The sequence below is a fragment of the Prevotella sp. HMSC073D09 genome, from assembly GCF_001814145.1.
GTDB classification, from domain to species: Bacteria; Bacteroidota; Bacteroidia; order Bacteroidales; family Bacteroidaceae; genus Prevotella; species Prevotella conceptionensis.
Window position 1 is genome coordinate 1 of sequence record NZ_KV815121.1, and the last position, 9,409, is coordinate 9,409.

Below are 9,409 nucleotides of genomic sequence, written 5' to 3' on the forward strand. Positions count from 1 at the left end.
GATTCCTAAGAGGGAATTAACTGAATTACCCTACTTATCTTTGCATTGGTAACCTATCTGGCTTGGGGATTGGGGGGAAATAGGGTTGCAACCCATTCCCTTGCCTTCCTTTACAACAATGGCCTGTAACCAAAAGGCAATAAAGAGTCCACGACTTTGCCAAAAGTAGGGGCAAAACCTGCCACAGACGGACGACTGATAAAAATCAACGCAAATGAACATAGCTGTATTTTGTTCGGCTAATGCCGACATCGACCCACGCTTTTTCAAGGCTACCGCTGCCTTGGGGCGTTGGTGTGCCGAGAATGGACACGTTGTACTTTTCGGCGGAACGAACCTAGGACTGATGGAATGTGTGGCTAAAGCGGCGCACGAGGCAGGCGGACGCGTGGTGGGCGTTGTACCTAAGTTCGTGGAAGAGGGCGGAAAGGTGTCGACATATGTGGATGAGGTGTACCATTGCGAGAATCTTACCGACCGAAAAGAGATGCTCAACACGCTGTGCGACGTGGCTATCGCATTGCCGGGCGGTGTGGGAACGCTCGATGAGGTGTTTACGCTAGCTGCCGCAAACACCGTTGGCTATCGCCACCAACGCGTTATACTCTATAATATGGAGGGCTTTTGGGACACGTTTGTGGCTCTGCTCGACAACCTGGAACGCCACGGCATGATTCGCGGCAACTATCGCAGCCGTATATCTGTGGTAGATAACCTCGACGAGCTGGAAGAGGATTTAAAAGGTGAAAGGGTGAAAAGGTGAAAAGGTGAAAAGATGGCTATGCCCTTTAAAGGTGAAAGAGTGAAAGGGTGAAAGGAAGGCTACGCCCACCACTCTTGTCAACTTGTCAACTGATTAAGGTGAAAAGGTGCAACCGTCTTTATTATTGCTAGTTGACAAGTTAAGGAGTTGGCAAGCGAGCAAGGCGCAGCCATCTTTTCACCTTTTCACCTTTTCACCTTTTCACCCTTATAAGCCTTTTCGCCCTTTAACCAAAAAGCCGCCCTCACAATACAGCGAGGGCGGCCATTTATTATCTCTTCTTAAGCTAGAAGCAATTACTGGATAGCTTCCGTCAGTTCTGCACCAGCCTTAAACTTAGCAACCTTCTTGGCCGCGATAGTAATCTTCTCTTTCGTTGCGGGGTTAACGCCACCGTGTGCGGGGCGTTCGTTAACACTGAATGTGCCGAAGCCAACCAGCTGAACCTTGTCGCCTTTCACAAGAGCATCCTTAATTGCTGCAACTGTTGCGTCTAACGCCTTCTTCGAGTCAGCTTTGCTCAAGCCAGAGCCTGCTGCGATTTTGTCAATCAAATCTGTTTTGTTCATATAACTTTGAATTATAAAAGTGATAAATGTATATGCGTTATCTCAGAACTGGGAACAAATATAGGCCTTTACTTTCAGAAATCAAACGAAAAGGAAAAAAAAGTGAAGTTTTTTTTGAAAAATTGTCGTTCCGTAGGGCTTTTTATGCGCATTAACAGATATTTTTAGTACTTTTGCCCATGTTATAACATTTCAAACAAAGCATATCATTAATGGGCAACATACCTACAATTACCAAGAATTTGCTTATCATCAACGTGCTAGCTTTCTTGGCCACGTTAGTCATCCAAAGCAGTTCGGGCATCGATCTCAACAACATACTCGGCCTCCACTTTTTCAGGGCGTCCGAGTTCCGCATTTACCAACTCGTAACGTACATGTTCATGCATGGCGGTTTCGCGCACTTGTTCTTCAACATGTTTGCGTTGTGGATGTTCGGTGTGGTGGTCGAAGGCGTATGGGGACCGCGCAAATTCCTCTTTTATTATATAGCCTGCGGCATCGGCGCGGGCTTGATGCAAGAGTTGGCACAGTTTGTAGAGATTTACTTGCAACTCAACGCGCAAGCTCCCTTGGGCGTGGGCGATGCCTTCATTGTAATGGGGCAATTGGCCAACCAGCTTAACGGACTTACCACCGTTGGCGCATCGGGAGCCATCTATGCCATCCTCTTGGCCTTCGGAATGATATTCCCCGAAAACAAAATATTCATCTTCCCCATCCCCATCCCCATCAAAGCCAAATGGTTTGTTATGGGTTACGCCGCATTAGAGCTTTACCAGGCTATGGCCGGAACGGGTGGAAACGTGGCACACTTGGCTCACTTGGGCGGAATGATATTCGGTTTCTTCATGATACGCTATTGGCAACGGCATCCCTCGCATAACTTTTCACGGCGAAGGGGCACCAACGCCTTCGAACGAATGAAGAATTTCTACGAAAAACACCACCAACCCACACCCGAAAGCCCACGCGAAGAAACACGAGCCGAGAGCGACTGGGACTATAACGCGCGCCGAAAGGCCGAACAAGACGAGGTGGACCGTATCTTAGACAAGATACGCAAGAGTGGTTACGACAGTCTTACGCGCGAAGAAAAGCAACGGCTCTTCGACCAAAGCAAACGCCAATAAGCTAGGCTGAGATGCAGGCAAAAGTAAAAAAATGGATTGTGCAGCTTGCCAGTGGTGCCAACGTGGCCACCATCTTGGTCATGCTTGCCGTAGGATATAGCGACAGGCTAAACCCCGCCAGCCATCCACTGATGGCCACGCTGGGCTTGGCCTTTCCCGTGTTCCTAACCATCAATGCTGCGTTCTTAGTGTTTTGGGCTTTCTTCAAACTTCGCCGAACGCTCATCCCGCTGATTGGGTTCGTGGCTTGTTTCGGCCCCGTGCGCACGTACATACCATTAAATGTAAACAGCAACGCCACCGATAGCTGCCTAAAAGTGTTGTCCTACAACACCTTTATGTGGGGCGGCGGCGAGGCCACAGAGCCGCAACGCTGGGAAATGCTGAACTATGTGAAGGAGAAAGACGCCGACATACTATGCCTACAAGAGGCAAATCTGGGCGGAAAGTTCCAACCCACCATCGACTCATTGCTCAACAGCATCTACCCTTATCACGACATAAAGGAGAAAACCACCATCTACGACCGCCTGGCCATATACAGCAAGTACCCCATTGTGCGCTCAGAACGCTTGATGTACCCCCAAAGCGAAGATTTCAGTCAGGCTTGTTGGGTGGCCATGCCGGGCGACACGGTGCTGGTTATCAACAACCACTTCGCCACAACAGGCCTAACCGAAGCCCAACGACAAGAATTTAAGAGCATGCTCAAAGGCGACCTGCGCACCAAACAGATGCCTGGCCTAGGCAAAAGCCTGATGCACAAACTGGGCGAATACGCCAAAATACGCGCTCCGCAGGTGCAATTCGTGGCCCAATTCGTACGCAAGCACAAGGGACAAAGCATCATTCTCTGCGGCGATTTCAACGACAGCCCCATCTCTTACGCCCACCGTTGCATGGCAAAAGAGCTAACCGACTGCTATGTTGCCAGCGGAAACGGCCCCGGCATAAGCTATCACCGCAACGCTTTCTACGTACGCATAGACAACATCATGTGCAGCGAACACTGGCAACCGCTTAAATGTGTTGTAGAGAGTAAAGTGAAAACATCCGACCACTACCCCATCTTTTGTCTGCTGCAAAAACTTCGCAAATAGGCAAAAAATGATAATATACAGAGCTAACTGTTTACTAATCTAAGAAAAATCAGTAACTTTGCAGGGTTGTATGGCAACAGAAAAACAATAAAACAAAAATAAATAACAATGCAAAACAAAGGTATCGTAATTGTAACTGCCGTCTTGCTGACGCTTGCAAGTATCTTCTACCTGTCTTTTTCGGTGGCTACCCGTTACTACGACGGGAAAGCAGCCGAGCTGAAAGACCCCATTGCCCAACAAGATTACAAGGACTCCGTGAAGTATCTTGGCATCTACAGCTACCAAAGGTGTTTGGAAACACAGATTGGACTGGGCTTGGACCTCAAAGGAGGTATGAACGTTATTCTTGAAATCAGCGTGCCCGACGTCATTGAGACACTGGCAGACCACAAGACCGACGCGGCTTTCACCAAGTCGCTAGAACAGGCTAAGAAAGAAGAAGAAACTAGCCAGAGCGACTTTATTTCGCTTTTCATCAAGTACTACAAACAAAACGCACCCGGCCACAAACTAGCCGAACTGTTCGCCACGCAGCAATTGCAAGGCAAGGTTTCGCCCCAAAGCAGCGATGCCGAAGTAGAGAAAGCACTGAGAACAGAAGTTCAGGCTGCCATCGACAACTCGTTCAACGTGGTGCGCGCACGTATCGACAAGTTCGGTGTGGTGCAACCCAACATACAGAAACTCGAAGGACAAGAAGGCCGCATCATGGTTGAAATGCCTGGCGTACGCGAACCCGAACGTGTTCGTAAGCTCCTGCAAGGTTCGGCCAACCTCGAATTCTGGGAAACATTCAACGCATCCGAGATTGTTCCTTACCTTACTCAGCTTAATGCACGACTGGCCAGCGAACAAAACGGCACCGACACCGCTGCCTTAGACACCGCCAACGCCAGGGCTAAGGCCGAACAAGAGGTGGCTAAGGCCAAAAACGAGCAGCCTAAGTTTAAGCTAAACACGGGCGACGACAAGAAAACCGACGTGGCACAACGCGCCAGCGATGCCCAAACGGCTGCCGCCATCAAGGCCAATCCGCTGTTCTCGCGCCTGCAACCCACTGGTGGAAACTCGCTAAGCATTGTAGGTTATGCCAACGTTCGCGACACTGCCGCCATCAATAAGCTTATCTATGGCCCCGTTGCCAAGCAAGTTCTTCCTCCCGACCTTAAACTGCTGTGGAGTGCAAAGCCCGCCGACCAGGCAAAGATGAAGAACATCTACGAGCTACATGCCATCAAAGTAACCTCCACCAATGGCCGCGCGCCCATCGAAGGCGACGTAGTTACCGATGCCAGCGATGAGTTTAACCATACCAATGGTCTTCCCGAAGTGAACATGCGTATGAACAGCGACGGCGCACGCCGCTGGGCAGCACTCACAAAGGCCAACGTAGGCAGGGCCATTGCCATTGTTTTGGACAACGCTGTGTATAGCGCGCCGCGCGTAAGCAACGAAATTGAAGGTGGCTCATCCTCTATCAGCGGCAACTTCACTATCGAAGACACCAAAGACCTTGCCAATACGCTGAAGAGTGGACGTATGCCAGCCCCCGCACGCATCGTTCAAGAAGAGGTTGTTGGCCCTACGCTGGGTGCTCAATCCATCCAACAAGGTATCCAATCGTTTGCCATCGCCTTCGTGGTGCTCATGGTTTACATGGTGCTGATGTACGGCTTTACGCCAGGTATGATGGCTAACACGGCCCTCATCGTCAACCTATTCTTCACGCTAGGTATCTTAACCTCGTTCCAAGCCGCACTAACGCTATCGGGTATTGCGGGTATGGTGCTGTCGTTAGGTACGGCCGTGGATGCCAACGTGCTTATCTACGAACGAACCAAGGAAGAGCTTGCTGCCGGAAAGGGCATTAAACAGGCCATCAAGGAGGGCTACGGAAACGCCTTCTCGGCCATCTTCGACTCGAACCTTACCTCTATCATCACGGGTATCATCCTCTATTCGTTCGGTACAGGCCCCATCCGCGGTTTCGCCACAACGCTTATCATCGGTATCGTTTGTTCGTTCTTTACCGCCGTATTCCTCACTCGCTTGGTTTACGAGTACCAACTGAACAAGGACCGCTGGACGAAACTCACCTTCACCACGGGCTTTTCTAAGAACTTCATGCAGAATGTACACTTCCCCTTCATGAGTGTTTACAAGAAGACCTTCGTGCTAGTAGCAGTACTTTTGGCCGTGTTCATAGGCAGTTTTGTAACTCGTGGACTTAGTCGCAGCATCGACTTCACCGGTGGACGCAACTATGTGGTTACGTTCGAAAAGCAAGTGCAACCCGAACAAGTGCGCGGCATACTGGCCAACGCATTCCCCGGCTGCACCACTGGCGCCCTTGCGCTAGGCACCGACCACAAAACCATCCGCATATCAACCAACTATAAGATAGAAAGCAACAGCCCCATGGTAGACGATGAGGCAGAAACCATACTGTATAACGCCTTGAAGAAGGCTGGACTGGTTTCGCAAAAGAACGTCGATGCCTTTAAAAACCCCGACATCCGTCAAGGCGGCTCCATCATCAGCAGCACCAAGGTTGGTCCTTCGGTGGCAAAAGACATCACCTACGGCGCCATCATCAGCGTGCTGCTGGCCATCTTCGCCATCTTCGTTTACATCCTTATCCGTTTCCGCAACGTGGCCTTCTCGGTTGGGTCAACCGTGGCTTTGGCCATCGACACCACGTTCGTTATCGGTCTTTACTCCTTACTGTGGGGTTTCATGCCCTTCTCTTTGGAAATCGACCAAACGTTTATCGGTGCCATACTAACGGTTATCGGTTACTCCATTAACGACAAAGTGGTGGTGTTCGACCGTATTCGCGAGAACATGAAGTTGCATCCCAAGCAAGATTTCCGCAGTTTGTTCAACGATAGTATCAACCAAACGTTGGCTCGAACCATCAACACGTCGTTCTCAACGCTTATCGTATTGCTCTGCATCTTGTTCTTGGGTGGCGAAAGCATCCAGAGTTTCGCCTTCGCCATGAGCCTTGGCGTCATCTTCGGCACGCTCTCGTCTATCTTCATCGCTGCCCCCATCGCCTTCCTTACCTTGGGTAAAACCCAAAAAGGACGCGCTTTGGAAGCCGCAACAGTATAACGAAACGCACTAACGCACACAATAAAGTCCGGCCCCACTCCTTATATAATATAGGGAGTGGGGCATGTTTTATTGCAGAAATTTAAATTCTTCGTTTGCGAGTTTACAAGGCCTTAAGCTCGTGAAGAGATTAAACGAAAGTAAGTGATTAAACACAGAACAAGATGAACTTTATAGAAGACTTGAAACGACTACGGAAGATACACGAATTAATCAGCGGGCAGAACACAGGCTCTCCTGAAAAATTGGCTGCAGCTATTTGTGTCTCCCGAAGTGAGCTGTATTATATTCTCCGAGAATTAAAAAGGATGGGTGCGCAAATAAGTTATAACAGGCGTAAACGTTCATTTTGTTATGTCAACAATTTTAAGTTGGATATGGAGATTAAGGTAAGCTATCTTGGAGAGCAAGAGATGAGTATTCTTGGCTGCGGACACGTTGATTGCAGAACATGCAGAGGTGTTCTGTACAACGCATTTGTACAGAATTTCATCTTTTAATCAGACTTGCTTTATAAAAACTCCCCTAACCAATCTTTATAATATGCGCTCTACCTAGTAGGGAAAATAGTGGGAGACCTCAATCAGAACCTAGAATCAATAGCCGCCTACGTTTATAATCCAACATCCATTTCTTGCCTTGAAGGAAGTCTGCGTTTATGCGCGGATATTTTGAACCATCCCCCTTATCCTTGATAAAATCTAAATTAAAATTGTACTTCGATAGTTCTACGGGTATATTTTTGCACAGCCCAACTTCCTTATGGGTTAATTTGTCTGCGATATTTGCACTCCGTATTGTGATTTTATCTGTTGGAGTTAAGTCAAAGTTAGAAGTTAATTCGTTCCGTGTTGCCCCAGTGTCGAAGAGAATGCGTGTCTTTTTCCCTCCTATCTTCCCTTTGAAATAAATGTGATTCAGTGCCGCACCGGCATAGTCTGCCCAATCAATGGTCGCGACAACGTGCTTAGGTGCAGCTACATATCGCTGAAGCTTGGACGCAACCAAATCGAAGCACCACAGATCCTTCTTTAAGACTTCGCCACCTATAATAAATTTAGGAGCGAATTGTTGAAGTGTCCCTGCCAAATCAACCAAATAACATCTTACCTTTGTATAAACCACCCCGCCAAACAAAATGCTATCTACATAAACGAATGAAATGTTGATGTCTTTACCACTCGTGTTTCCCATCGTGGCGCGTACTTGCTTGCCTCTAAATTGACAAGAGTCCACGGCGTATGTAGAATCAATCATGCATACAGAAGCGCCTGTGTCTATCATGGCTTGGCTGTTATGGCGAAAGCCGCTGTCGAAGATAGACACATCCGCATACATCATCCGATGTTTTATTGTTATACTCGATTGTGCCATAACCGCTGTGGCTTGGAAATAAACAAGCATACATACAACAAAGTGAAAAAAATCACATCTCAGGATGAGTTTCTTTTTAATTGTTACCATAACTTAAAGGACAGACTAAAATAAAGGATTGCCATTGAAATGAAGCAATCCTTTATCATTTTACTAATTAGAAGGTGGTACGAACTCCGCCCTCTACTCTGCAATTCGGGTCATCGTTTATTCTTGCGAAAACATGCTCTTTGAGCCATTTCCAAGCACTGGCAAGCCAAGTTCTACCTCCATAGGTTTCTTCCATCTCGACCTCTGTTAGAGGACGCATTAAATTTTGTTTCATTGTTCTATTGTTTTAAGTTTGAATATTTAAGTAAGTTGTCGACTTCTTACGCTGCGAAGATAGTTAGAAAAACAAAAACACACCAAGTTTTCTAAAAGAAATTGTACTTCCGTACAAAAAATTCGGACGGAAGTAATTAAAATGCTCCCTTAACTTGCCTTTGCAGCGTAAATAAGTCGCATCGTCAATCAGAACCTAGAATCAAGAGCCGCCTGCGTTTATAATCCAACATCCATTTTCTTACCTTGAAGGAATTCTGGGTTTATGCATGGTTCTTTTAGTTCTTTATTCTTTGACTTGCCAAAATCCAAATTAAAATTGTAATCGATGCTTGTGTGGGCTGTCGATTTCCAACCATGCGAAGATACTTAGAAAAAAACGACACTTGGCAAGTTTTCTTAAAGAAATTAAAGCACCATATAAAATAAAGGTGTGGAGCATGGCTTATGTGGCATTGCCGCTAGTCTGTCCCTGCACGTCGCTTTCCTGCCTGTTTCTAACAACTGCTTTGGTTAAATAAAGTATTTATATTTTACAAAACACGGTTGGCTTTACACCCCATTCTAGCGAAAATAAAGGTCATAAAGCATGCTTTTAAACATCATTATCAACTTCGGGTGCTATGTTTTTAATCCAATTCTAAGAATTTTGCGTGCATTTTGCACCATTTTGCCTTTCTATTTGGGTTGCTGGTTCGTCTTTTTTAAAGCCCAATAACCTGCTTTTTGCTCCTAAAAACCCACTTTTTAACGACCATCTCGCCCTTTTGGGCCATGTTTTTCATGGTTCTAAAAGGTTTTATTTATACCATTGCTGTGTATTTTTATGCTTTTCATCTTGCGTTTAGCACCATTTTACCTTGCATTTAGCACCAAAACGCATTGTATTTAGCACCAAAACACACTGCATTTAGCACCAAAACGCACTGCGTTTAGCGGCATATTGCGCTGCATTTAGCATCAAAACACACCGCATTTTGCTGCAAATCGCCCCAAAACGGGTGTTAGTGGCGGTCGTTTTAAATA

Annotated in this window: 7 protein-coding genes; 4 read left to right on the forward strand and 3 right to left on the reverse strand. The window is 47.0% G+C overall.

Features of this window, described 5'->3' with window-relative positions:
• The first annotated feature begins 214 nt into the window (after positions 1 to 214).
• A complete protein-coding gene (locus HMPREF2955_RS10945) occupies positions 215 to 763 on the forward strand; it encodes an LOG family protein (RefSeq protein WP_070723523.1) in 549 nt (182 codons plus the stop codon).
• A gap of 296 nt (positions 764 to 1,059) precedes the next feature.
• On the opposite strand, the gene HMPREF2955_RS10950 is transcribed toward HMPREF2955_RS10945, so the two are convergent.
• A complete protein-coding gene (locus tag HMPREF2955_RS10950) occupies positions 1,060 to 1,332 on the reverse strand; it encodes an HU family DNA-binding protein (RefSeq protein WP_019186580.1) in 273 nt (90 codons plus the stop codon).
• Between the two features lie 212 nt (positions 1,333 to 1,544).
• On the opposite strand from HMPREF2955_RS10950, the gene HMPREF2955_RS10955 reads away from it, so the two are divergent.
• The 3 genes from HMPREF2955_RS10955 (at position 1,545) to secDF (ending at position 6,685) form a co-directional block, all read left to right on the forward strand.
• A complete protein-coding gene (locus HMPREF2955_RS10955) occupies positions 1,545 to 2,465 on the forward strand; it encodes a rhomboid family intramembrane serine protease (RefSeq protein WP_070723524.1) in 921 nt (306 codons plus the stop codon).
• Between the two features lie 11 nt (positions 2,466 to 2,476).
• Entirely contained in the window at positions 2,477 to 3,565 is a 1,089-nt protein-coding gene (locus HMPREF2955_RS10960; RefSeq protein WP_070723528.1) for an endonuclease/exonuclease/phosphatase family protein, read from the forward strand.
• A gap of 108 nt (positions 3,566 to 3,673) precedes the next feature.
• Positions 3,674 to 6,685, forward strand: a complete 3,012-nt coding sequence (gene secDF, locus HMPREF2955_RS10965; RefSeq protein ID WP_070723530.1) for a protein translocase subunit SecDF — start codon at positions 3,674 to 3,676, stop codon at positions 6,683 to 6,685.
• A 579-nt stretch (positions 6,686 to 7,264) separates the two neighbouring features.
• On the opposite strand, the gene HMPREF2955_RS10975 is transcribed toward secDF, so the two are convergent.
• Both HMPREF2955_RS10975 and HMPREF2955_RS16325 read right to left on the reverse strand, forming a co-directional pair.
• Complete coding sequence (locus HMPREF2955_RS10975; protein ID WP_083317708.1) at positions 7,265 to 8,149, reverse strand: aspartyl protease family protein; 885 nt, start codon at positions 8,147 to 8,149, stop codon at positions 7,265 to 7,267.
• A gap of 67 nt (positions 8,150 to 8,216) precedes the next feature.
• Positions 8,217 to 8,384 carry a hypothetical protein gene (locus HMPREF2955_RS16325; RefSeq protein ID WP_168166892.1) on the reverse strand — a complete coding sequence of 56 codons (168 nt, stop codon included), beginning with the start codon at positions 8,382 to 8,384 and terminating at the stop codon, positions 8,217 to 8,219.
• Positions 8,385 to 9,409 lie beyond the last annotated feature (1,025 nt).